Origin of the sequence: Marinobacter sp. F4206 (genome assembly GCF_019392195.1) — a bacterium.
Taxonomy (GTDB): domain Bacteria; phylum Pseudomonadota; class Gammaproteobacteria; order Pseudomonadales; family Oleiphilaceae; genus Marinobacter.
On record NZ_JAHXKI010000002.1, the window covers coordinates 206574 to 230996 of the forward strand.

Annotated in this window: 18 protein-coding genes; 4 read left to right on the forward strand and 14 right to left on the reverse strand. The window is 58.4% G+C overall.

Going from position 1 to position 24423, the window contains the following annotated elements; translation table 11 throughout:
* Positions 1-2: 2 nt before the first annotated feature.
* The 4 genes from KZO34_RS03240 to KZO34_RS03255 form a co-directional block, all read right to left on the reverse strand.
* On the reverse strand, positions 3-806 hold the full coding sequence (locus KZO34_RS03240; protein WP_219473354.1) for a Na(+)-translocating NADH-quinone reductase subunit C: 804 nt from the start codon (positions 804-806) through the stop codon (positions 3-5).
* Entirely contained in the window at positions 799-2007 is a 1209-nt protein-coding gene (locus tag KZO34_RS03245) for an NADH:ubiquinone reductase (Na(+)-transporting) subunit B (protein WP_219473364.1), read from the reverse strand. Before KZO34_RS03245 ends, KZO34_RS03240 begins: the two co-directional genes overlap by 8 nt.
* A gap of 4 nt (positions 2008-2011) precedes the next feature.
* A complete protein-coding gene (locus KZO34_RS03250) occupies positions 2012-3358 on the reverse strand; it encodes a Na(+)-translocating NADH-quinone reductase subunit A (protein ID WP_219473367.1) in 1347 nt (448 codons plus the stop codon).
* A gap of 350 nt (positions 3359-3708) precedes the next feature.
* A complete protein-coding gene (locus tag KZO34_RS03255) occupies positions 3709-5178 on the reverse strand; it encodes a glyceraldehyde-3-phosphate dehydrogenase (protein ID WP_219473369.1) in 1470 nt (489 codons plus the stop codon).
* Positions 5179-5412: 234 nt separating this feature from the next.
* On the opposite strand from KZO34_RS03255, the gene mfd reads away from it, so the two are divergent.
* Together mfd and KZO34_RS03265 are read left to right on the forward strand one after the other, a co-directional pair.
* Entirely contained in the window at positions 5413-8946 is a 3534-nt protein-coding gene (gene mfd, locus KZO34_RS03260) for a transcription-repair coupling factor (protein ID WP_219473376.1), read from the forward strand.
* A 62-nt stretch (positions 8947-9008) separates the two neighbouring features.
* The gene (locus KZO34_RS03265; RefSeq protein ID WP_219473379.1) at positions 9009-9773 is read left to right on the forward strand and encodes a CsiV family protein; all 765 of its coding nucleotides are present in this window, start codon (positions 9009-9011) and stop codon (positions 9771-9773) included.
* On the opposite strand, the gene KZO34_RS03270 is transcribed toward KZO34_RS03265, so the two are convergent.
* Genes KZO34_RS03270 through KZO34_RS03290 form a run of 5 tightly spaced genes read right to left on the reverse strand, consistent with a single transcriptional unit; the run spans position 9748 to position 14009 of the window.
* Positions 9748-10536, reverse strand: coding sequence for an S-methyl-5'-thioinosine phosphorylase (locus KZO34_RS03270; RefSeq protein WP_219473381.1), 789 nt, complete (start codon positions 10534-10536; stop codon positions 9748-9750). The genes KZO34_RS03265 and KZO34_RS03270 overlap by 26 nt on opposite strands.
* Complete coding sequence (locus KZO34_RS03275) at positions 10533-11774, reverse strand: mechanosensitive ion channel family protein (protein WP_219473384.1); 1242 nt, start codon at positions 11772-11774, stop codon at positions 10533-10535. The genes KZO34_RS03270 and KZO34_RS03275 overlap by 4 nt, the downstream gene beginning before the upstream one ends.
* 23 nt (positions 11775-11797) lie before the next feature.
* Positions 11798-12298 (reverse strand): L,D-transpeptidase family protein, encoded by a 501-nt coding sequence (locus KZO34_RS03280; RefSeq protein WP_219473386.1) that lies wholly within the window; start codon positions 12296-12298, stop codon positions 11798-11800.
* A gap of 58 nt (positions 12299-12356) precedes the next feature.
* Positions 12357-13034, reverse strand: a complete 678-nt coding sequence (locus KZO34_RS03285) for a TetR/AcrR family transcriptional regulator (protein ID WP_219473387.1) — start codon at positions 13032-13034, stop codon at positions 12357-12359.
* Positions 13035-13094: 60 nt separating this feature from the next.
* On the reverse strand, positions 13095-14009 hold the full coding sequence (locus tag KZO34_RS03290; RefSeq protein WP_219473389.1) for a hypothetical protein: 915 nt from the start codon (positions 14007-14009) through the stop codon (positions 13095-13097).
* Positions 14010-14207: 198 nt separating this feature from the next.
* Here KZO34_RS03290 and KZO34_RS03295 point away from each other — a divergent pair, with 198 nt between their 5' ends.
* Positions 14208-14828: a riboflavin synthase subunit alpha gene (locus KZO34_RS03295; RefSeq protein ID WP_219473391.1), complete on the forward strand. Its 621-nt coding sequence runs from the start codon at positions 14208-14210 to the stop codon at positions 14826-14828.
* A 10-nt stretch (positions 14829-14838) separates the two neighbouring features.
* On the opposite strand, the gene KZO34_RS03300 is transcribed toward KZO34_RS03295, so the two are convergent.
* From KZO34_RS03300 to KZO34_RS03320, 5 genes are all read right to left on the reverse strand, one after another.
* A complete protein-coding gene (locus KZO34_RS03300) occupies positions 14839-15981 on the reverse strand; it encodes a class I SAM-dependent methyltransferase (RefSeq protein ID WP_219473393.1) in 1143 nt (380 codons plus the stop codon).
* A 195-nt stretch (positions 15982-16176) separates the two neighbouring features.
* Entirely contained in the window at positions 16177-17223 is a 1047-nt protein-coding gene (locus KZO34_RS03305; protein ID WP_219473396.1) for a class I SAM-dependent methyltransferase, read from the reverse strand.
* A 120-nt stretch (positions 17224-17343) separates the two neighbouring features.
* On the reverse strand, positions 17344-17517 hold the full coding sequence (locus tag KZO34_RS03310) for a hypothetical protein (RefSeq protein WP_219473398.1): 174 nt from the start codon (positions 17515-17517) through the stop codon (positions 17344-17346).
* A gap of 123 nt (positions 17518-17640) precedes the next feature.
* Entirely contained in the window at positions 17641-18321 is a 681-nt protein-coding gene (gene can, locus KZO34_RS03315) for a carbonate dehydratase (RefSeq protein WP_219473400.1), read from the reverse strand.
* 66 nt (positions 18322-18387) lie between these two features.
* Positions 18388-23274: an NAD-glutamate dehydrogenase gene (locus KZO34_RS03320; protein ID WP_219473401.1), complete on the reverse strand. Its 4887-nt coding sequence runs from the start codon at positions 23272-23274 to the stop codon at positions 18388-18390.
* Positions 23275-23438: 164 nt separating this feature from the next.
* On the opposite strand from KZO34_RS03320, the gene KZO34_RS03325 reads away from it, so the two are divergent.
* Positions 23439-24401: an AAA family ATPase gene (locus KZO34_RS03325; protein ID WP_219473403.1), complete on the forward strand. Its 963-nt coding sequence runs from the start codon at positions 23439-23441 to the stop codon at positions 24399-24401.
* The last annotated feature ends 22 nt before the right edge of the window (positions 24402-24423 follow it).

Below are 24423 nucleotides of genomic sequence, written 5' to 3' on the forward strand. Positions count from 1 at the left end.
GATCAGACCTCCCCTTCACGAAGTTTTTGCAGGAACGGTGCGTAGCCCCGGTCGCTCATCCAGTAGTTAACCAACTGCTGGACACCCCGGCTGGTCAACGTTGCACCAGAGAGCGCATCGACCTTGTGCTCTTTGTCCGCTGCATCCGCACTGACCCCGCCCTTGACCAGACGAATCTGGGGTTCGGTCAGCTCACCGCCATAGACCTCTTTGCCAACCCACTGTTTCTTCCAGCGCGGGTTGTCGACTTCACCACCCAGACCCGGTGTTTCCGCGTGAGCGTAGAAACCAAGGCCTTCAACGGTGTTCAGGTCGCCTTCCAGCGAAATAAAGCCGTACAGGGTCGACCATAGACCGTAACCATGGATGGGCAGCACTACCCTGGTCACCTTACCGTTCTCACTCATGGTGTAAACCTTGGCAACGTCAGGACGGCGTTTGATTCCAGCCTTGTCTTCGGAGGCAGGAATGTCCGTAGACAGTTCCGGATCCGAGGCGGCCTTGTACATGTCGTACTTCATCGGGTCTTTGACACCAACGAAAGACGGCTCGACGTACTCGCCGGTTTTCAGGTTGACCAGACGGACCTCGAAGCGCTCGAACAGCGTTTCAATGTCCTGGGCGCTTGACCCCTGGGGCAGCATACCGGCCGCCGACAGGATGTTGGTCTTGATGTCCAGGTTCTGGTTCTGGATCTGGGCCGGCTTGAGCATTACCGCGGCGGTGGACACCACAACGGAGAACACAATACTAAGCACCAGAGCAACGATCAGCGTTCTGGAGACAGTTTCTTTAGCTTTAGCCACGAGCAAGCCTCCGTTTGATGTTGGCCTGAACCACATAGTGATCCATCAGCGGCGCAAACAGGTTAGCGAACAGGATGGCCAGCATGATGCCTTCCGGGAAGGCCGGGTTGACCACACGAATCAGCACTGTCATCACACCGACCAGGATGCCGAAACACCAGCGCCCGGTATTGGTCATCGCCGCGGAAACAGGGTCCGTCGCCATAAACATCATACCGAAGGCAAAGCCACCCATGACCAGATGCCAGTGCGCCGGGATCGCAAACATGGGGTTGGTTTCCGAGCCAACCGCATTCAGCAACAGAGACATACCGATCATGCCGATCAATACCCCACCAACAATCCGGTAACTGGCAATTTTCATCACCAGCAGGATGATACCGCCGATCAGCACCGCCAACGTGGAGGTCTCACCCATGGACCCCTGAATGGAACCCATGAACGCGTTCATCCAGCCAACCTGCTCTTTCAGCGCGTCCAGACCACCGCTGGCAGCCCAGCTCAGCGCGGTTGCACCGCTGAATCCGTCAACTGCAGTCCAGACGGTATCGCCGGAAATCTGCGCCGGATAGGCAAAATACAGGAACGCACGGCCGGTCAGTGCCGGGTTCAGGAAGTTCTTGCCGGTTCCGCCAAATACTTCCTTGCCGATCACCACACCGAAGGTGATGCCAAGAGCCACCTGCCACAACGGGATGGTGGGCGGGCAGATCAGAGCGAACAGAACGGAGGTCACGAAGAAGCCTTCGTTGACTTCGTGACGACGTACGGTAGCGAACAGCACTTCCCAGAAGCCACCAACCACGAAGGTTACGAAGTAGATAGGCACGAAGTAAGCCATGCCGTAGACAAAGTTGTCCCAGACACCCGCTCCAGCTCCAGTCACCGCCAGAGCCTGGATAAAGGCGGTACGCAGGCCACCGTCGGCAACCATGGCGTCCGGATTAGACGCCAGGAAGCTGTTGGCCTGGAAGCCAATATTCCACATCCCGAAGAACATGGCCGGGAAAGTACACATCCAGACCGTGATCATGATCCGCTTCAGGTCAACGCCGTCACGCACGTGAGCCGTGGTGGACGTCACCTTGCCCGGTGTGTAGAAAATGGTATCGACGGCTTCGTACAGGGCATACCAGCGCTCGTACTTGCCACCCTTTTCAAAATGATGCTCGATTCCATCGAGAAACTGTCTGATAGCCATCGTATTAGCCCTCGATCTCGATTCGGGTCAGATTCTCGCGGAGAATCGGACCGTATTCATATTTACCCGGGCACACGAAAGTGCACAGCGCCAGATCCTCTTCATCCAGTTCCAGGGCACCGAGCTTCTGTGCCATTTCGGTATCGCCAACGATCAGCGAACGCAGCAACTGGGTCGGGAGAATATCCAGAGGCATGATCTGCTCATAAGCACCAACAGGCACCATGGCGCGTTCGCTGCCATTGGTGGTCGTGGTGAAGTTGAACAGCTTGCCGCCTGCCAGCTTGGAGAGATAGATATTCAGCACCGAGAATTTGTTGGGACCCGGCGAGAGCCAGCCCATAAATTCACGTTTGGTACCCTCTTCCAAAACCGATACCTGATTGGCAAACCGGCCCAGGTAGGCACAGGGGCCATCACCACGACGACCACCGAAGACCGAACCGGAAATTGCACGGACTTCGCAATCCGTCGCCACTTCGCCCTCGAGAAGCTCGGGCAGACTGGCACCCAGACGAGTGCGCACGAGACGCGGCTTCTGCGCCTTCGGGCCGGCGATTGCGACAATACGCTCAACCGGTACTTCGCCGGACTCGAACAGCTTGGCGATATCGATCACGTCCTGGTAGTTGATGGACCAGACAGTCTTGCTGCCGGACACCGGATCCAGGTGATGAATGTGAGTACCGACGTTTCCGGCCGGGTGTACGCCATCAAACTGGTGCACTTCGATATTGTCGGCCTTGGGAACGGCAACATCGGAACCGGGCTTGCCGGTCACGAACACCTTGCCTGCGGTCAGCTTGGACAGAACCGTCAGGCCCTGCTCGAAGGCTTTGCTGTTCTCACCAATGATGACAGTCGGGTCCGCGGCCAGCGGATTGGTGTCCATGACAGACACGAAAATGGAATGGGGCGCGCTGTCGATCGTAGGGACTTTGCTGTAGGGGCGGGTTTTAAACGCAGTCCACAGCCCGGATTCCACCAGGTTGTCCACGACCTGCTGGCGTTCCAGGCCGGCAAGATCCGCGTCGTTGTAACGGGCAAAGGTCTCAGCGTCGTCGCCATCGATTTCGATAACGATCGACTGAAACACGCGACGCTCACCACGGTTGATTTCTTTCACCACGCCGGCAGCGGGTGATGTATAACGAACGCCTTCGGTCTTCTTGTCCGTGAACAGCAGCGTGCCGCGCTTGACGCGGTCCCCTTCTTTCACAGCCATCGTCGGCTTCATGCCGTTGTAGTCAAAACCGATCAACGCCACGTGGCGAACGGGTTTGCCCTCTGTAATGGTCTGTTCGGGAGCGCCGCTGATGGGAAGATCCAGGCCTTTCTTGATCTTGATCATTAGCCTCATCCAATCATCAGAAACTATTCTATGGATTTGTAACGTCCGGCCCCTGCGACCCAGGTTTCCTCTCCGGTTTGCACCAGACGGCAGCCCCAAAGTAGCGAAAGCGATAGCCGCCTGAATGCGGCCAGACCTTCGACGCAGGAAAAGATGAGAAACTGGGTGCCAGACATACCCAAAATCGCGCCAATTATAGAGATTAAGGAAACCTATTTCCACCAGAAACCGGAACAGGTTTGTGCCCGAACGTAAACCTCACAGACCACAATTTCCACAAACAAAAACCCCGGCAGCTCTCGCTGCCGGGGTTTTCGAAGACGTTACGCGCCAACTAGGACGCGTTTCGATCAGTCCCGGGCACGTTTCGGGAAGATCGGATAGGTAACGCCTGCCATCTGGTTCACGACCCGAACAACCTGGGCACTGTAACCAAACTCGTTGTCGTACCAGACGTACAGGATCAGACGCTTGCCACCGGCAATGGTTGCCTGGGCGTCGACCACACCGGCATGACGGGACCCTACAAAGTCCGTGGAGACCACTTCCGGCGAGTTCACGAAGTCGATCTGCTTCTGAAGCTCCGAGTGCAGCGCCATGTCACGCAGGTACTCGTTAACACCCTCGACATCCACATCTTTCTTCAAGTTCAGGTTGAGGATTGCCATAGACACGTTCGGGGTCGGGACCCGGATTGCGTTACCGGTCAGCTTGCCCTTCAACTCGGGCAGCGCCTTGGCAACGGCCTTGGCCGCGCCGGTCTCGGTGATCACCATGTTCAGAGGCGCACTGCGACCACGGCGACTGCCCTTGTGGTAGTTGTCGATCAGGTTCTGGTCATTGGTGTAGGAGTGAACCGTCTCAACGTGACCATCCTCAATGCCGTACTCGTCCTCGATCGCCTTCAGAACCGGAGTAATGGCGTTGGTAGTGCAGGACGCCGCCGACAGAATCCTGTCGTCTTTGGTGATCCAGTCGTTGTTGATGCCATAGACGATATTCTTGATGTCGCCTTTGCCTGGCGCGGTCAGAATAACGCGGCTGACGCCCTTGGACTTCAGGTGCAACCCCAGTCCGGCCTCGTCACGCCACTTACCCGTGTTGTCGATAACAATGGCGTTGTTGATGCCGTACTCGGTGTAGTCCACTTTGTCCGGACCGTCGGAGTAGATCACCTTGATGTAGTTGCCGTTGGCAATCAGGGCAGACTCTTCCTCGTTGACGGTGATGGTGCCGTCGAAAGGCCCATGCACGGAGTCACGACGCAGTAGGCTGGCGCGCTTCTCCAGGTCGTTCTCGGCGCCGCCGTTACGCACCACGATGGCACGCAGGCGGAGGTTGTTACCACCGCCGGCCTTTTCAATCAGGATGCGGGCAAGCAGACGACCGATACGGCCAAAGCCATAGAGCACCACGTCTTTGGTGTCGTTATTGGCATCTTCCTCGGACTGGGCAGCGTATTGCCCAACCACCGGGCCGATTTCGCGCTTGAGGAACTCGACCAGGTCGCCGCCCTCTTCCTTGAACTTGACCGCCAGTTTGCCGATATCGACGTGGGCGCGCCCCAGCTCCAGAGAATCCATCGCCTGCAGGATCGGCAGCGTGTCATGGACGGACAGCTCGCTGTCTTCCACCTGGCGAACAAACCGGTGGGCACGGATGATATCGATCACAGACTGGTTAATAATGGCGCGGCCATAGACGGACGTCACCACGTTGTTCTTGCGGTAGAGACGACCGATCAACGGAATCATGGTTTCCGCAGTGGACTCTCTTTCCGTCCAGTTAGACAGGTGCTGATTGATCTGTTCGTGGCTCACGGTTGGGACCTCTGTATAGCACGGGTTGGAAATTTGGGCGCACATTATCCAACTTAAATACCCTGACGGCAAATACGGACTGACCCTACCTTCGTAGACACGCAGCATCGGGCGTTGCCAGCTCTAAACGGCTGGAGTCGGCAGTCACCACAACCATGACACCGCCCCTCGCGGGCGTTAGAATACGCGCCTCGCCATCTCCCGGTCACCCACAGCAGGAGAACACGACTTCCCATGAGCCAAGGTGCACCTACACCCGAACTGCCCCACTCATTGATCGCCCCGGCATTCCCGGACAAACCGGCAGATCACCGCACATGGGGCCAGCTGCATGGCAGCAGCGACGCCTTGGCTATTTGCGAGAGCGCCCGCGCTCACCGGGGGCTGACCCTGGTCATTACCCGCAACACCAACGATGCGATCCGCCTGGAACAGGCAATGCGGTTCTTTCTCGGACTGCCCGCCGACGAGGAAGGCGCGGCCATCAGCCGGGACGGGCTGGAATTGCTCTCCTTGCCAGACTGGGAAACCCTGCCCTACGATCTGTTCTCGCCGCACCAGGACATCACCTCCCGGCGCATCCGTACGCTGCACCGACTGCCTTCCACCAGTCACGGTGTGCTGGTGGTGCCCGCGCGGACCCTGATGCACCGATTGCCGCCAGTAAAGTACCTGCAGGGCAACACCCTGTTGCTTGAAATCGGCCAGTCACTGGATATAGACACCTGGCGCCTGCATCTCGAATCCGCCGGATACCGGCACTCGGAAAACGTCTATGAGCACGGCGAATATGCCGTCCGCGGGGCCATTCTCGACATATTTCCGATGGGCTCCAACCTGCCCTACCGTATCGACCTGTTCGATGATGAGATTGAAACCCTGCGTACCTTCGATCCGGAAACCCAGCGCTCCATCGACCGCGTTGAGCGCATTGAGCTTTTGCCCGCGTTCGAGTTCCCATGGCACAAAGAGGCCCGCTCCGGCTTTCGGAATCGCTGGTTCGAGCAGTTTCCCGACGCCGACAAGGACGCACCGATTTATAAGGACGTCACGAACGCCATCACCCCGCCGGGCATCGAGTATTACCTGCCTCTGTTTTTCGATGACACGGCAACCCTGTTTGATTACCTGCCCGGCAAGACCCAGGTATTCACGGCCGAGAGCCTGAACGACGCGGTCAGCCTGTTCGATACCGAGACCCGAGACCGCTATGAAGACCGCCGCCACGACCGGTTGCGGCCAATCCTGCCGCCGACCCGCCTGTTCCTGCAGCAGGACGAACTCTTTGGCCACCTGAAAGCCTTCCCCAGGGTGACTACGACGACAGAATCGGTGACCGGCACAGGCGCGAAAAACTGTGCCGCCGAGGCTCTCCCGGACGTGGCCATGGATGGACGGGCCGCGGACCCCGCCGGGCGACTCAAACGTTATCTGAAGGAATTCAGCGGCCGGGTGCTGATCTGCGCGGAATCTTCCGGCCGTCGTGAAGCCCTGATCGAGAGCCTCGGCGACCACCAGCTCAAACCCAAAACCCAGGAAAACTGGCAGGCCTTCCTGGAAGACGACCAGTGCACCCTGGGGATCACCATCGCCCCCATGGAACAGGGCCTTGCGCTGCCGGGACAGCACCTTGCACTGATTACCGAGACCGCGCTGTTTGGCGAACGGGTTCTGCAACGCCGGCGTCGACAGAAGCCTACCGAGGCGGATGACGCCGGCTACCGCGACCTGTCCGAACTGCGAATCGGCGCCCCGGTGGTGCACATCGATCACGGTGTAGGACGCTATCGAGGCCTTGAAACCATCACTGTCGAGGGTGAGTCCAACGAATTCCTGATGCTGGAATACGCCGGCGGATCGAAACTCTACGTGCCGGTTTCCAGCCTTCACCTGATCTCACGCTACGCCGGAAATGACGCCGATCACGCACCGTTGCACAAACTTGGCAACGAACGCTGGAGTCAGGCCAAGCAGAAGGCGCTGGAAAAAATCCGGGACACCGCGGCCGAACTGCTCGATGTTTACGCCCGCCGCGAGGCCCGAAAGGGCTTCAGTTTCGAGAACCCGAAAGAAGCCTACCGGGCCTTCGCCGCCGGCTTCCCGTTCGAGGAGACCCCGGACCAGGAAGTTGCGATTCAGGCCGTCATCGAAGACATGACCAGCGAACGCCCGATGGATCGACTGGTCTGTGGCGACGTGGGCTTCGGCAAGACCGAGGTGGCCATGCGCGCGGCTTTCATGGCCACCTACTCCGGCAAACAGGTGGCCGTACTGGTACCTACAACCCTTCTGGCACAGCAACACTATGAATCGTTCCGGGATCGGTTTTCCGATACCGCGGTCAACGTCGAGCTACTCAGCCGTTTTCGCAGCAGTGGCCAGACCAGCAAAGCGCTGGAGGCCATCGAAGCCGGCAAGGCCGATATCGTCATCGGCACTCACAAGCTGCTGCAGGGTGACATTAAGTTCAAAAACCTTGGCCTGGTGATTATCGACGAGGAGCACCGCTTCGGCGTCCAGCAAAAAGAAAAGCTGAAAGCGTTACGAGCCGAAGTCGATATGCTGACTCTGACGGCAACCCCCATTCCGCGCACCCTGAACATGGCCATGGGCCATCTGCGGGACCTGTCGATCATCGCCACCCCCCCGGCCCGACGGCTGTCGGTAAAGACCTTCGTTCGCCAGCGCGACGATGCGATGGTCAAGGAAGCTATCCTGCGGGAGATTCTGCGGGGCGGTCAGGTGTATTTCCTCCACAACGACGTCGCCACCATCGACAAGACCGCCGAGGATCTGCGGCGCCTGATCCCTGAAGCCCGCGTGGGCGTGGCCCATGGCCAGATGCGGGAGCGTGAGCTGGAACAGATCATGTCTGATTTCTACCACAAGCGCTTCAACGTGCTGGTGTGCAGCACCATCATCGAAACCGGCATCGACATTCCCAGCGCCAACACAATCATCATCGAACGCGCGGACAAGTTTGGCCTGGCGCAACTGCACCAGCTCCGGGGACGGGTTGGCCGCTCCCACCACCAGGCCTACGCCTATCTGCTGACACCACCACCGCGCTCCATCAGCGCGGACGCCAAGAAGCGACTGGACGCTATTTCGGAATCCCAGGACCTGGGTGCCGGCTTTATGCTTGCTTCCCACGATCTCGAGATCCGGGGCGCCGGCGAACTTCTAGGCGAGGAACAGAGCGGGCAGATCGAAAGCATCGGCTTTACCCTGTACATGCAACTACTGGACGAAGCCGTGAAGGCCATCCGGGAAGGCCGGACCCCCAATGCTGACTTGCCGCTGAGCCACGGCACGGAGATGAACCTGCGGATTCCCGCACTCATTCCGGAAGACTATCTGCCGGATGTGCACAATCGCCTGATGCTGTACAAGCGCATCGCCAGCGTCGACAACAAGGCCGCATTAAAAGAACTTCAGGTTGAGATGATTGATCGCTTCGGTTTGTTACCGGAACCTGCCAAAAATCTGATGTCGCAGGCAGAGTTGCGACTGCGGGCCGAAGGCTTGGGGATCGTACAGGTAGACGCGGGCAAGGAGTGGGCACGACTGGAATTCGGCGGCTCCACACCCGTTGACCCGCTGGTTCTGGTTAAAAAAGTGCAATCCGCACCGGACCAATACCGACTGGAAGGGGCCAACAGCTTCCGGTTTCGGCTGAAGGACGCGTCCACCGGTGGTAAACTCGACGGCATTTCCGAGATGCTTGGCGAACTGGCACCCGCAAAAACGGCTGCAACCGCCTCATGAACGCTCGATTCACACGTGGAGTAATACCCTTGCAGACTGACGCTAATTGCGGCGGCCGCTTAATGGCACGCACAGTATTCACAGCCCTGCTGCTGACGTTTTCACTGACGGCACAGTCACAGGAAGCGGGAACGGATGTCAACGCCATCCCCGAGAACTACTATCGGGCGGAATTGGTGATCCTCGAACGCATCGTCCAACCGACGGCAGTCAATGAGCAAATGGCCGATCGAGCGGTCGAACCGGCATCCGACACCGAAGAAATCCTTCGGTCAGTGGCCCGGGACGGCAGCGCCGAAACCACTCTGGAGCTGGTGCCGAACGGCGAACTGCACCTGCATAGCGCCGCCCAGCGCCTTGAGCGCAGTGGTCGTTACCGGGTACTGGTTGAGGCGGGCTGGTACGAGGCATTCCCCCCCGATTACGAAGGCCAGCCCTTACGAGTAGCCGTCGGTGACTGGCTCGAGGGCGCCGGCACCCGCGAAATCGAAGGCACGGTCACAATCGATCGCCAGCGTTACCTGCACGTTGGTGTGCAGCTCAACCATTGGCAACTCGCCGAGAACGAAATGCCGGAGCCCGCGGCAATGCCCCAGGGGGAAGGCGATCAACCAGATACGGAGACCGGAGTCGCACCTGAAACCGGCAGTGACGTCGCGTCAATGGCAACCGTTGCAGACGTGCAGACTGCCGTGCTAGCCGCCCCCGTCGAACTGCTTACCTGGATTCGTGAAACCCGCCGTATGCGCAGCGAGGAAATCCATTTCCTGGACTCCCCCACGATCGGTGTACTGGTGTTCTTCAAGAAGATTGAGGCATCGGAGTAAGCTTCCCGAGACCGGCCATCGACCGCTCCAGCATGCTCTTGACGCTGGACATACCCTTGTCGATGGCCTCGTCAATTTCGGCCATGGTGATGATGTGGTCAGACTTGCCCGCCGCCCAGTTCACCACCAGCCCCAGACAGACATAGCGCATACCGAGCTCGGCTGCCAGCACGGCTTCCGGCATGCCCGTCATGCCCACCAGATCGCAACCGTCACGCTCCATTCTGCGGATCTCCGCGGCTGTCTCCAGCCGCGGGCCCTGGGTTGCTCCGTACACGCCGAAATCCGAGAACGACGCGCCCAATGAACCGGCGGCGTCAATCAGGATCTGGCGCGCTTCCGCATCGTAGGGCCAGGTGAAATCAATGTGGGTCACGCCCTCAAGGTCACCCTCAAAGAAGGTACTCGGGCGCCCCCAGGTGTAGTCGATAATCTGGTCAGGAATCACCACGTGTGCAGGCCCCATATCCCGATGGATGCCACCAACGGCATTGACGCCCACCACGGTCCGGACACCGGCATCGTAGAGCGCCTTCAGGTTGGCGCGGTAGTTCACCTGGTGCGGGGGAATCCGGTGCGGATTACCGTGTCGAGCAAGAAATACCACAGGCTGATCGCCCAGCGAACCATCAACGAGGGGCGCCGAGGGCGTTCCCCAGGCCGTTTCCACCGACCTTTCGCCGGCGATCTCCAGCCCGGAAAGCGTTGTCAGCCCGGTGCCGCCGATGATCCCGACCGGGTAGTTCTCCGCCGCCTTGTTCATTCTGCATCTCCCGCTTCTTCCTGATCACCCGCGTGCGCCGTCTGACGTGACCGCTCAACGGGTTTGCGCTGCTCCCTGGACTCGCTGCCCTGATCCGGTTCACGGCCACCCTCGTTATTGCCCTCTCTGGCATTCGCCAATCGGACCCCCTCGGGCAAATGCAGAGTGCGCGTCGGGAATGCGACCTCGGCACCATAGCCCTCGATAATCTCACTGATCTTCAGCAGGACGCTCTGCTTTACCTCATGGTAATGCACCCACTGGGTGGTTTTCGTGAAGGTGTAAACCATGATGTCCAGCGAGGAGGCGTTAAAGGCCACGAAGTTCACGATCAATGTCTGATTGGTATCGATTTCGTCGTTATGCTCCAGCATGGACCTGATGTCCTCGACAATTTCAGCCATCTGGCTGACGTCCGCATAGCGGATGCCGATGGTTTCACTGATACGGCGATTGCTCATTCTGGAGGGGTTTTCCACGGCAATCGTGGTAAACGCAGCATTGGGGACGTAAAGCGGGCGTTGATCGAACGTCCGCACTGTGGTCAGACGCCAGCCAATATGCTCGACGGTTCCCTCAATGTTCCGATCCGGGGACCGGACCCAATCGCCCACCTTGAATGGGCGATCAAGGTGAATAATGAAACCACCGAAGAAGTTCGCCAACAGATCCTTGGCCGCAAAACCGACAGCAACACCGCCGATACCGCCGAACGCCAACACCCCGGAAATGCTGTAACCGAGGGTCTGCATGGCTATCAGCACGGCGGTGATGAGAACAACGGCACGGGACAGTTTGCTCACCGCATTGACGGTGGTGTAGTCCATCGGCGTTTTCATCTTCAACGGGGAGATGAGAATTTTCTCGGCCTCTTTGATGAGCCGAAGCAACGCCCAGACGAAAACCCAGATAAAACCGACCTGAAGGACCGTGTCGTTGGCCTTGAAGATCTCGGCCTGGGAATAACGGTGCGCCACCTCAGCCGCCCAGTACACGCCCTGCAGCCAGACAAAGGCAACGGCGGGCTTCCTGGCAGCATGGAGAATCGCATCATCCCAGAGGTTTTTCGTGTTGCTGAACCTGTGCTCCATCGCCCCGATAATTTTACTGACGATGTAGGCGACGGTCGCCGTGCCAAACACCAGCGCAAAGACCACGATCCCCACGCGCCAACCCTGGGACAGAAGATCAAAACTCTGAATCCAGCCATTGATCATGGCAGTTACGTCTCCGGTCATCGGATCCCTCTGGTCAATCTGGTTTAACGGATAACAACGGCCGTGCCAGCACTCACCCGTTCATACAGGTCAATGACATCGGCATTGCGCATTCGAACACAACCATGCGACATGGGCACACCCATAGGCTCGGTTTCAGGCGTGCCGTGAATGTATATGAAGCGGCGGAAACTATCGACCCCGGGCCCGCGGTTTTTACCGGGTTCGAGACCGCAAAGCCAGAGAATGCGGCTCAGAATCCAATCCCGCCCCGGATTCTGGCGAGCCAGCTCCGGGGTATGGATTTCACCTGTGGGCCGGCGGCCACGGAATACGGTGCAAATGGGTTGGTCGCCACCAATCTTGGCGCGGATATAGTGCTCGCCTCGAGGCGTACAGCCACTGCTGTCCTGCTCACCGGGGCCATTGAGGGCTGTGGAGACCGGATACTCGGCCAGCACCGTGCCGGCACTGTTGACCAGGGTCAGGATCTGACGATCCAGACTGATGTGGATTTGCGGGGCGGTGGAACGGTCGAAACTCAAATCGGTTAAGCTCCCTTCGGGCTGGCGCCAGAAGGAAGCCTAACCGACTGCGCAGAACTCAGGCAACCGAGACCTTGCTGCCGGACGGAGGAATAAGCATGGTGTCTTCGGCCTGCATGCCGGCAGCCAGGAAAGGCACCAGCCTGGCGGCGATTTCCTGAACGGTGGTTTCGACGCCCAACTTGTTCTGCAGGATATCCCGCAAGGCGTCGCTGCTGGACATGGTAAAGGCGGTGGCACCCAGCATGAACTGGATACGCCAGTAGCGGTCCACCGCAGACAACTGAGGGGTTGCTTCTTTAAGCAGGCGCATGAACCGGCTGAAGGGGTCGCCGTATTCCTGTTCCAGAAACTTCCTGAGATGGCCCTGGGACTGGGTATAGGCGAGTCCGAGCAGGCGCATGAAAATGGAAATACCCTTCTCATTGCGCTGGGGCATGCGGACCGCACTTTCGGTCAACGCCCACAGGGTCTGATTCAGGGTCGGCGGCTGCCCCTCACACCGCTCTTCCAGTTCGTCGAAAGCTTTTTCCAGAGTGGCCGAGAACGGAGTCAGGAACCGGGCAAATACCGCGTGAATAAGCGCGTTTTTCGAACCAAAGTGGTAATTGACAGCGGCCAGGTTTACTTTAGCCTTACTGGTAATCATGCGAAGCGAGGTTTCCGAGAACCCGCGGTCGGCAAACAGCTCTTCGGCTGCATCAAGTATCCGGTCAACGGTATCAGACTGCGCCATTTTGTTATCAAAGCCTCTAGCAAACGTCTGTTTGAAACATACGTTTGAAGCCATCCTATGTCAAGTTCTCGACTCCGGCTCTGCGGCTACGCCCTGCCAGCCACGATCGATGGCCTGCTGATTCCCCTCGAAGAACGCTTTCTGTACCCGGTCATAGGCCTTTTCGGCCTCCAGCAGATAGATCAGGTACATCCGCACGTGCTCTCTGCGGGTCAGGTGGCGGGCCAGCGCCCGCTGTTCAGACAGTCTGACCAAGTTGCTGAATCGGGTATTCTTCAGGGCCGGATTGAAGTCCGCCATACGGGCACACTGCCAGATCAAGCCTTCATTACCTTCCAGATGCGCTGCATGGGCACGCGCATCCCGAAGCATACGCTGACGCTTCATGACGACATCCAGGTAGGAGGGGCTCGCGGAATAAATGCGCCGTACCGAGGGAACACCCAGCAACAGAATGATCACAAATGCACCGAAGCCGGTACCGGCGACCCAGGCCGGGACAAAACCGGTCAGGCCGCTCAGAAACACCAGGGCGGCCAGCAGTGCGCTGAACAACCACAGATCCCGACTCCGGCGTGCGGCGGCGAGCGTGTAGTTATCCGGCCAGTCGTTCATGGCCAGTTGTTCAAAGTCCATCAACAGAATTCTGTCGCATTGACGCAACATCAGCCGGAGCTGGCGCTGCCTTGAGTGGGCCAGCGTCTGCTCAACGTTATCTTCCGCATTGTCATCGCCCGGGGCATCCCCGGCTTCGCCAACACCTCCGTCGTCGGGCGCCGACAACCGAGCCTCTGCCCCCGCCTGTTTTTCCACCGGTTCCGCCACGCCGCCAGCGAGCCCTGCCAGGGGCACAGAAGACGACTGGGCGGGATGGGGTGCCGTCGACGGCAAAGGGTCAGCAGCCCGGCCCGGACGCAACACGGCACCCTGGGAAGGGTCTGTAACTGGCGGGGCGGTCCTCTGATTCTCGACCATGCTTAACCATCCGGAAAATAGGCGATGAAATCGCATTTGAATGCGGCTCTACCTGCATATCGACAGTTTAACCCCATTCTTGAGCCAGCGTTACAGATGCAGTCCGGATTGCTATCAACTTGGCAATGGCGCAACCGCCCGTTATCCTTTGCCCCCACCCAAGCGGTCAACCCCGCACTTTTCTCGAGAGGTCCGGATATGTTCACAGGCATTGTTCAAGGGATTGCAACCGTTGCGGAGATCAACACGGCTCCCGGACTGAGCACGTTCGTGATTCGCCTGCCCGAAGACAAGGCCGAAGGGGTCGCGATCGGAGCCTCGGTCGCTATCAACGGCACCTGCCTGACAGTCACCCGCCAGGACGGAAATGCCCTCTACTTCGATGCCATGCAGGAAACACTGAGGCTGACCACCCTTGGCAACCTGGCCGCCGGCGATGAGATTAACTTCGAGCGGGCAGCAAGGATTGGCGATGAAATTGGCGGCCACCTGTTGTCCGGCCACATCCACACCACAGCGACCATCGTGGAAATCCTGCGGCCGGCAAACAACGTCACCCTCTGGTTTGAGGTTCCCGAAGAATGGACCCGCTATATCTTTGCCAAGGGCTACATTGCCATCAACGGTGCCAGCCTGACCATTGGCGAGGTTCAGGGCAACCGATTTAACGTGCACCTTATTCCCGAAACACTTCGGGCAACCACCTTTGGCACAGTGACCGAGGGAGACCGGGTCAACATCGAGATCGACAGCCAGACCCAGACCATCGTGGACACGCTTGCTCGACTGGGTTACGACCAGCCACCGAAACACCTTTAAGCTAAATCTGCTAGCGCCGCCCGGCCTCCAGAACGACAAACTTCGGACTCGCATCCAGCTGGTGAACCTGCGGGAAAAACCGGCGCAGGCTGCGATGGTAGCCAAGGTGACGGTTTCCGACCATGAGCAGCCGGCCACCGCTGGAAAGGTGTTTCGCCGCCTGCTCAAACAGGCGAAGCGCGACGTGGTCGCCAACCACCCCACCCTCGTGGAAAGGCGGATTCAACAGAATCAGATCGAACAGTCCGGCTGAATCAGGAATGCCATCTGCGTGCTCGAAGCTGACCGGAGTGCCAGGGAACGCTCTGGAGACGTTGAGACGGGCGCTGGCAACTGCCTGACTGGACACATCTGTGAAGGTAAGTGTCAGATCTGGCCGCTCCGCCAGCGCACTTACACCAACCACGCCATTACCACAGGCGAGATCCAGAACCCGGGCTCCCGAAGCAAGACCCGACACGGACGCTTTCACCCGGGGCAAAAGCAACCGTGTGCCAATATCCAGCTTCTCCCGGGCAAACACCGCTGGCAGGGCATCAACCCTGAATCTGACCTCGCCGGGTCCATAGCCCTTCCAGGTCCCGGACCACTCTTCCAATTCCGCCTGCCCCCGCCGACAGACCACAACCCGGGCCTTCTTCCGGGCAGGACACACCATCTCAGTCTGTACCGCCTGGGCAAACACCTCCACGCCGCGGTCGGGAAGATGCTTGATCATTCCGCCCGCGAGCAACAGACCATTATCCTTCAGAACCCCATTCACCCAGCGCAGAAGCCAGGCGAGATAATCCGCGTGACGGGGAATTCTGAGGACAACCGCGTCATAGGCACCCACTGGCGGCTTCAGCCAGCTGTGCACGACATCCGGAGTGATCACCCCGGGATTCATCCCGGCATTGTGCGCCAGGGCATCCGACAACGTAGCGCTGTCCGCAACGAGGTCCGGCTGATATCGCTGAAGACCGAGGGCCAGGGCGCCAAACTGGTCGTCGATAACCAGCACTTTCGGCGCCTTGTCGGCATCCACACGCCCGAAAACCTCCTGCAGCAACAGTTCATCCGCCGCATCCCATGCCCGGAGTGACGGATCCCCGCCGCCAGGCCGGGACAGGGTGAGCCGACCTTCCGGAAATTCCAGTACTGCAGTTGTCATTTCAGGCATCCAAAACGAATATTTTCACAATCACGACATTTTAGGCTGATTATTCTAGAAATTAACCCTAGATTAGAACCTGTTCACGCAACATCCCTTTTCCGGTTGGCTCCGTTGTTTTGGACGCGAACCTTTTGCCCCTCACCCCAGGGGCTTTTTTCGTTGGGCACTACAGAAAACAGACCTGTTGCCGGTTCAGCGTCTGATCGCCCGGTAAACGGTAAAGCGCCGATCTTCATAAAGGCGCTCAACCGGACCAATAAAGCGCTTGATCATGGATTCGTATGGCAGAAAGCTGTTGGCAACCAACCGCAGCTCTCCCCTTGATTTCAGGTGGCGTGACACCTCGCGCAGGAAGTTTTCAGTCATTGAAGTGTCGGTTTTTACTCCGGCATGGAACGGCGGGTTCGTTACAATTGCGGACCAGAGGCCGTCGACTTCTGACAGACCATCCGAGGCGAGAATGTCTCCGCCAGCTCCGGAACGCTCGTAGGTTGCCCGAGCGCAAATCACAGCCTGTGACTGCACATCCACACCATCCACCACGCTGGCGGGAACCCCTTGCTCCCGTTGCCAGGCCTGATACCACGCCCCGATCACACCCGCTCCGCAGGCAAAATCCAGCACCCGCTCAGCCCTGAGCGGCGAACTGACCAGGGTTTCCAGCAGAAGCGCTGTTCCATCGTCCAGCTCGCCCTGACTGAAGATGCCGGGCAGCCCACACACCTCCAGCGAACAGCCGGCATGACTGACCGTATGCCACTCCATCCAGTCTGTCAGGTCAAACTCCGCCAGGGATGCGGGGTCGGAGGCCGCCCAGACCTGGCAATGCCGCGCGCTGTCGACCTTTTCTGCCCCGGGAGCGACCGCCTTGAGTTGCTTCACCGCGCCGGCAATGCCTTCCTTTTTTTCGCCAATGAGGATCAGGCTGGCCCCGGGCGCCGCCAACCAGCGCGCCAAAGACAGTCTCAAGTCCAGTTCGGACCGGGCTTTTGGCAGGAATACCACCACCGTGTCAAAACCCGACGCGGTCAGCGCAGGGTCGTCATAACCGAAACACACCTGCCAGTGATCCTGGGTTGCCAGCGCAGCTGCCTGACCGGCGTGTTCACTCATTGCCAAGCCACCGGAGGGAAGCTCCGACAACAACGCCGGCGTACTGGCACCCAGCAGAGCGACACGACCATTCAATCGGGACCGATTCCGGACCAGGGCTTCATGGGAATTGGGCATAGCAGGCATTGGCAGAGAGATCCCGTGACTGATTTTTGAATCGGGATACTCTAACCGGAATCAGCCCCCGAGTCTCGCCGGGAACGGCGGAATCAGAGGGCCAATCGGGAGGACAACAACGTGAGAAGGTTACTTGTAACGGGCGACCGTGCCGACCCGGAGTGCGTCTTCCGGAGACATTCCCCAGTCCTCACTCTGACGACTGCTGCCAGCCTTTTGGCCATCGGTCCGGACATCTGACTCAAGGTTATCGGACTTTCGTTGCGCCAGGGCACTCAGCGCTTTCTGCATCAATTCTTTCATGGTCAACCCCCTCGCTTACTGCAAGTACCAATGTACCAAAACGGGAGGTGACCAACTGTGATGACGCCACGGGTCCACTAGTGACGTTCATCACGAATTTTTGACGCAATTTTACATTTTGAGCTACACGTTTTTTTGGCGCCCGGCGCGAACCGGTCTTTGAACCAGTTCATCCACACTGTTCTGTTTGACCCGTTCGCGGTCCTGCTCGCTGGAAATCGACAAGCCCATATCCCGCAGGATGCCATCGGCAAGATCGTAGACAAAACCGTGTACCGTCAGTGGCTGACCACGTTTCCAGGCTTCCTGAACAATGCTGTTCTGGCACACGTGGCCCACCTGCTCTACCACATTCAGCTCGCACAAGCGGTCAACACGATCCTGTTCACTTGAGACGTCATCGAGCACTGACTGGTGCCGGTCCCGAACATCCTGAACGTGGCGCAGCCAGTTGCTTATCAGGCCAAAGCCTTCGTCCAGCAGCGCTGCCCGCACCCCACCGCAACCGTAGTGACCAACGACCATGACATGCTTGACCTTCAGCACTTCAACTGCGAACTGCAGCACTGAGAGACAGTTAAAGTCGGTGTGGACAACCACGTTGGCAACATTTCGATGAACGAAAAGCTCCCCCGGCAGCAAATCCACGATCTGGTTGGCCGGCACCCGGCTGTCGGCACAGCCGATCCAGAGATACTCCGGCGCCTGCTGATTGGACAGGCGGTCAAAGAACTTGGGATCGGCGGACTTTATACCATTGGCCCACGCCCGGTTTTTCTCAAGAAGGTGGTCAAGCTGACCCATCAAATAACCCCCACTCCATGACTTGAAGGCTCAGATTGAACGGCAATCGTTGCCACAAAGCAATACTCAGTTGGTCTCAGGTTCAACCTCAAGATGACCTGAGTGCATTGTACTCTGCGCCAGATCCAGCAACTCTCTCAGCGCAACAGAGAACATGGCGTACTCAGGCTCACGCACACCCTTGAGTTCCGCGAGCATGGATTTCCAGCGATGGATCATTCCGATGTGGCGATTCAGCCAGGCATCCACGCAGGCGGGAACATCCTCCGGCTTTTCCGCCAACCGGAGCACTCCCGTGGTTAACGCCCTCTGCTGCCATTCGAGGTCCTCGCGGAAGCTTTCCCGAGCCAGGGCCTGCCAATGCGACGCAGGCGTCAGCGAAGCGATAGCCTGGGCAAACCAGTTCAGATCAAGCCGGTCTCCCAGATCATAATAGAGGTTGGCCACTGTCTTGAGTGGCATTCCTGTCGCTTCCTGAGCCTCAATGATCCCCAGTGAGGAATAGAGATAGTCGGTACCCGATACCACCGATGCCAGCTCCTTGGGCAAACCCGCGTCCATAAGGACTTGGTGACGTTTCTCCCAGGCCACGCGGGCCTGCTCGCCGAGGTAATCCGGTAGATTGGCGGTAATGGCCCAGACACTGTCGGCGAAACGTTCGATGTGGTTCTGGATGCTGAGCTCCGCCCGACGATTCCGCAGCAGCCAGCGAACCGAGCGACGCATCAGCCGCATCAGGTCCTGCATCAGCGTCATTTGCAGTTGGGCGGGAACATTGAAGTCCTGCTCCTCAATCCGGTCCCACCAGTTATCGATGCGGAACACATCCCGGGCGATGATCCACGCCAGGGCGATGGATGCCGGATCCGCCCCGGTGGATTGATTCAGCCGCTCAACAAAGGTGATGCCCATGTGATTGACCATGTCGTTGGCAATCTGGGTCGCAATGATTTCCCGCCTCAGCTGGTGCTCGCCCAGCTCCCTGGAGAACCTCTGCGTCAACTCGCGGGGAAATACCTTGTACATCTCCCCAGCCAGCAGGGGCTCATCCGGCAAGGTGCTGTCGATCAAGGTTTGCTTGAGGTCGCCCTTCACATAGGAAATCAGCACCGAAAGCTCCGGCCGGGTCAGCCCTTTCTTGTCGAGCTTGCGCTCCGACAGGGTTTCATCGTCCGGCAAGAATTCCAGGGCCCGGTTGAGCTTGCCTTCATTCTCGAAGGTGTTCATAAGCCGGCGATACTCCTCAAGCCGGGTCGCGGCGTCCTCGCTGGCAATACTGATGGCCTGGGTCTGACGGTAGTTATTCTTCAACACCAGTGCAGCAACATCGTCGGTCATCTCTTCCAGCATGATGTTGCGCTGTTTGCCAGTCAGGTCGCCCATGGCGACGGCCTGGTTAAGCAGGATCTTCATGTTCACTTCGTGGTCCGAACAGTCGACACCACCGGAGTTATCGATGAAGTCAGTATTCAGACGCCCACCCCTCAATGCGTACTCAATACGCCCGAGCTGGGTAAGTCCGAGGTTCCCGCCCTCACCGACGACCTTGCAGCGCAGTTCGGTGCCGTTAATCCGCAGACCATCGTTGGCTTTGTCGCCGACATCCCCGTGCGTTTCACTGGTGCCCTTCACGTAGGTGCCAATACCGCCAACCCAGAGCAGATCCACCTGGGCCTTGAGAATTTGTGAAATCAGCATGTTGGGCGGAACCCGGTCCGACTTGATACCCAGCAGCTTCTTCATCTCGGGGCTGAGCGGAATCGACTTGGCGTTACGACTGAACACCCCGCCACCCTTGGAGATCAGCTTGGTGTCGTAGTCGGTCCAGGAGGAACGGGGCAATTCAAACAAACGCTTCCGTTCCTTGAAGCTCTTCTCAGGGTCTGGCGCCGGATCAATGAAGATGTGGATATGGTTAAACGCCGCAACGAGCTTGGTCTTCTCCGAACACAGCATGCCGTTACCAAAGACGTCACCGGCCATGTCCCCGATACCAATAGCAGTGAACTCATCCAGCGCAGGGTTCACCCCCAGCTCCCGGAAATGTCGCTCCACTGACACCCAGGCGCCACGCGCCGTGATGCCCATCTTCTTGTGGTCGTATCCGTTGCTGCCGCCTGACGCGAAGGCATCGCCCATCCAGAAGCCGTATTCGGCCGACAGCCCGTTGGCGATATCCGAGAACGTGGCCGTCCCCTTGTCCGCCGCAACCACCAGGTAGTGATCATCCTCATCGTGCCGGACCACCCGTTCGGGGGGCTGAATGCCGGAATCCACCAGGTTGTCGGTAATGTCCAGCAACCCCCGGATGAAGGTCTTGTAGGCTGCAATCCCCTCGGCCTGGAAGGCTTCCCGATCGGAAGGCTCGGGCAGTCGCTTGGCGACAAAACCGCCCTTGGCCCCGACCGGGACAATGACCGCGTTCTTGACCTGCTGCGCTTTCACCAGCCCCAGGATCTCCGTCCGGTAATCCTCGAACCGATCCGACCAGCGCAGGCCCCCGCGGGCTACTTTTCCGCCCCTCAGGTGCACGCCTTCAACCCTCGGCGAGTACACAAAAATCTCAAACATGGGCATGGGCAACGGCATGTCCGGGATCCGTGACGGGTCGAACTTGGCGCTGATGTAGGACTTGTTGATGCCCTGATCGTCGGGCTGATAGTAGTTGGTGCGCAGCGTCGCCTGCATCAGTTCCAGATACAGCCTCAGGACCCGGTCTTCACTGAGGTTCTCTACCCCGTCCAGACCGGCGTTGAATTCGATTTCAAGCTTCTGCTGGGCCGCGCGGCTCTTGCCATCACTCTGATAGCGGTCCGGATTGAACCGGACTTCGAAATAATCCAGCAGCATCCGGGTCAGCTCAACGTGATTGACCAGGGTGTTGGAAATAAAGGTCTGACTGTTTGAAAACCGGATCTGCCTCATGTACCGGGCGTAGGTCCGTAGCAGCGCAATCTCGCGCCAGCTCATGTAGGAGGACAACAGCATCCGGTTAAAGGCGTCGTTTTCGGCCTCACCATGCCAGACACGCCGGAACAGATCCTCGAAGATGGGCCGGATACGGTGAATATCCACCACGCGACCGGTGTGAGCCTGCAGGGTGAAGTCGTGAATCCACACCGTTTTGTCGTGACGATCAATCACCTCAAACGGATGCTCACCCAGCACCCGGAAACCGAGGTTGTCGAAGATTGGCATCACATCGGACAAGGGCAACGGCTGGTCCGGGAAAAAGAGTTTGAAATGCAGTGTGCTCTCATCCTCTTCCAGAGCCCGGTAGAAGCTCATCGCCAGATCATTGCTGCGGGCAGACTGAGAGATGTGTTCAAGATCAATGGCCGCACGGCGGGGTGAGAACATATCCGTGTAACTGGCCGGGAATCCCCCGGCCCAGATCCTATAGAGTTCGTTCCCTTCCTCTTCACCGTAGGCTTCACTGAGAGCCTCGTAGAGCCCGTCGCGCCAGGACTGTGCCATCTCGATAACTTTTTCCCGAATCTCGGAAATCGGCAGCTGACGGTTTTCCACCTGGGGCACCCGGACAGTGAACTGCACGCGGGCCAGTACCGATTCGGAGAAATGGGTAACAAATTCGATGTCTTCCGCTTCCAGCCGATCCAGCAACACCTGCTCGACCTTGAGCCGCAACTCGGTGTTGTAGATATCCCGGGGGAAGAAGGCGAGGCAGGTTACAAACTGACCGTAGACATCCTCCCGCATGAAGAGCTCGATGCGCCGGCGCTCCTGGATGTAAAGGATGCTCTTGGCCACCTTGAGCAGCTCATTGCTCTCTATCTGGAAAAGCTCGTCCCTCGGGTAAAGCGTCAGGATCTGTTCCAGCTCCTTGCCCGCGTAATCATCCCGGAGAAACCCCGAGCGTTTCATGACACTCTGGTATTTCCTCCTCAGCAGAGGAATTTCATCCGGGCGCTCGTTATAGACCCTTGCGGTATAGAGACCGAGAAAGCGGCGCTCGCCGACCACCTCCCCCTTGCTGTTGAATTTCTTCACCGCAATGTAGTCCGGGTAGGCCGGACGGTGAACCCGGGAGCGCTGGGCTGACTTGGCGAAGATGAAGATGTCATCAGTGCGGGTCATTTCATGACGGGTTCGCTGAGGCAGCTCGTTCAGCCGGACCCGGTCCGGACGCTCGTTATTGACCCGCAGGATACCGAGCTCGGAGTTCTCGACCCGTCGCACCGCCATGCCGCTTTTATCCTTGGCAAAGTCGTACTCGTCATACCCAAGGAACGTAAAGTGATCCTGCACCAGCCAGTTCAGGAACGCTCGCGCCTCCTCCTTTTCCTCGTCGCTGATACCCGCGGTCGTGTCGTCCAGCTCTTCCAGGATTTCCGTCACCTTATTGGTCACGATCGGGAAGTCCGCCACGGCTATCCGCACCTCGTGCAGGACGGTCTGCAGGGTTTCCTCCAGGTCTCTCAGATCCTTCGGATCGCTGTGCCGGTCGATCTCGAGTACGATGAAAGCTTCATACTCGGAGCCCTTGTTGGTTTTCTTGCTGGACAGCAGCTTGCTCAGCTTGCCTTCCTGGGTCCGCTGTACCTGCAGGATGGAATGCTGAATGGAATGGGTACCGATCTCCCGCTGGTTGATCGCGATTCGCAGGGAGTCGATCAGGAAGGGAATGTTCGGGTGCAGGATAAAAATGACGGTATGGGTGGACTGCCAACCATCGCTTTCAAGATCCGGGTTAAACACCGAAACCGGGGTTTCTTCGGCACTTCGCTTCTGGAGAAATTGCCAGGCGGCCAGCACCGCGCCGTAGGTATCCGAAAATCGTCGACTAACCAGCTCTTCAAGAGGAATATGGGCGTAATGCTGCTTCGCAAATTCGCTGATTTTCGTTGCCTCGGTTTTGGCAATTTTCTGAGCGAACGCATCAGCCAGTTGTTCGAAAAACTGATCCTTGCTGGCCACTGTCAGCGCATTCATGATCGACCTCGGTTAGTGTGAAATAAAAGTAATCGTCGTATCGTCACATAAGCATAGTCAAACCCTTGATTTTTGCCGGCCAGACACCAAAACTGCGGCAACTACTTACGGACGAAACACGTTCTTCTGATGAACCAAAAAAAGAGTGGGAGCAGTAACTTCCAATGTCGTTACAGAATACGTTCGGTGAGCTAAGAACGCAGTTGGCAAAAAGGATAATCGGGCAGGAAAAACTGGTGGACCGGCTGCTGATTGCGCTCCTCGCGGACGGACATCTGCTGGTGGAGGGTGCCCCGGGGCTGGCCAAGACCACCGCGATCAAGGCACTGGCCGAGCACCTGGATGGAGACTTTCACCGTATCCAGTTCACCCCGGACCTGTTGCCGTCCGATGTAACGGGCAGCGAAATTTACCGGGCAGAAACAGGCCTGTTCGAGTTTCAGCGCGGTCCCATCTTCCACAACCTCGTGCTGGCTGACGAAATCAACCGGGCGCCGGCCAAGGTCCAGTCCGCGCTGCTGGAAGCCATGGGCGAGCGGCAGATCAGCGTTGGCATGCGCACCTTCCCGCTCGAACGCCTTTTCATGGTTATGGCCACCCAGAACCCGATTGAGCAGGAAGGCACCTATCCTCTGCCTGAAGCCCAGCTCGACCGGTTTCTCATGCACGTGGTGATTCACTATCCGTCGGCGGACGCCGAAAAAGCCATTCTGCACCTGGCTCGCAATGACTACCGTCAGGGCCAGCCGCCGGCAAACATACAGCTGACCGCCGAGCAGGTGTTCGAAGCCCGTGCCGAGGTGGCAGAGATCTACATGGCAGAAGCGGTCGAGCAATACCTTCTGGCCCTGGTGCTGGCCAGCCGGGACGCCGCCAGTCTGGACCCGGAACTGGCACGGTGGACCGCTTTCGGCGCCAGCCCACGGGGTACCATTGCCCTCGATCGCTGCGCTCGGGCACTGGCCTGGCTGGACGGTCGCGACTACGTCACCCCGGATGACGTCCGGGCCATGGCCTTCGATGTCCTTCGCCACCGGATCCTGCTGACGTTCGAAGCCGAAGCCGAAGGCATGACCGCCGATACCGTCATCCAGCGACTGATCGACAGGGTGCCGGTAACTGCCTGATGTTCACTTCTGACCCGACAGA

Coding starts and splice junctions, on each gene's coding strand:
- KZO34_RS03245 (WP_219473364.1), bottom strand. CDS start 2,007: ATGGCTATCAGACAGTTTCTCGATGGAATCGAGCATCATTTTGAAAAG.
- KZO34_RS03305 (WP_219473396.1), bottom strand. CDS start 17,223: ATGCCTGCTATGCCCAATTCCCATGAAGCCCTGGTCCGGAATCGGTCC.
- KZO34_RS03295 (WP_219473391.1), top strand. CDS start 14,208: ATGTTCACAGGCATTGTTCAAGGGATTGCAACCGTTGCGGAGATCAAC.
- KZO34_RS03300 (WP_219473393.1), bottom strand. CDS start 15,981: ATGACAACTGCAGTACTGGAATTTCCGGAAGGTCGGCTCACCCTGTCC.
- KZO34_RS03270 (WP_219473381.1), bottom strand. CDS start 10,536: ATGAACAAGGCGGCGGAGAACTACCCGGTCGGGATCATCGGCGGCACC.
- KZO34_RS03265 (WP_219473379.1), top strand. CDS start 9,009: ATGGCACGCACAGTATTCACAGCCCTGCTGCTGACGTTTTCACTGACG.
- KZO34_RS03250 (WP_219473367.1), bottom strand. CDS start 3,358: ATGATCAAGATCAAGAAAGGCCTGGATCTTCCCATCAGCGGCGCTCCC.
- can (WP_219473400.1), bottom strand. CDS start 18,321: ATGGGTCAGCTTGACCACCTTCTTGAGAAAAACCGGGCGTGGGCCAAT.
- KZO34_RS03320 (WP_219473401.1), bottom strand. CDS start 23,274: ATGAATGCGCTGACAGTGGCCAGCAAGGATCAGTTTTTCGAACAACTG.
- KZO34_RS03310 (WP_219473398.1), bottom strand. CDS start 17,517: ATGAAAGAATTGATGCAGAAAGCGCTGAGTGCCCTGGCGCAACGAAAG.
- KZO34_RS03325 (WP_219473403.1), top strand. CDS start 23,439: ATGTCGTTACAGAATACGTTCGGTGAGCTAAGAACGCAGTTGGCAAAA.
- KZO34_RS03285 (WP_219473387.1), bottom strand. CDS start 13,034: ATGGCGCAGTCTGATACCGTTGACCGGATACTTGATGCAGCCGAAGAG.
- KZO34_RS03290 (WP_219473389.1), bottom strand. CDS start 14,009: ATGGTCGAGAATCAGAGGACCGCCCCGCCAGTTACAGACCCTTCCCAG.
- mfd (WP_219473376.1), top strand. CDS start 5,413: ATGAGCCAAGGTGCACCTACACCCGAACTGCCCCACTCATTGATCGCC.
- KZO34_RS03275 (WP_219473384.1), bottom strand. CDS start 11,774: ATGACCGGAGACGTAACTGCCATGATCAATGGCTGGATTCAGAGTTTT.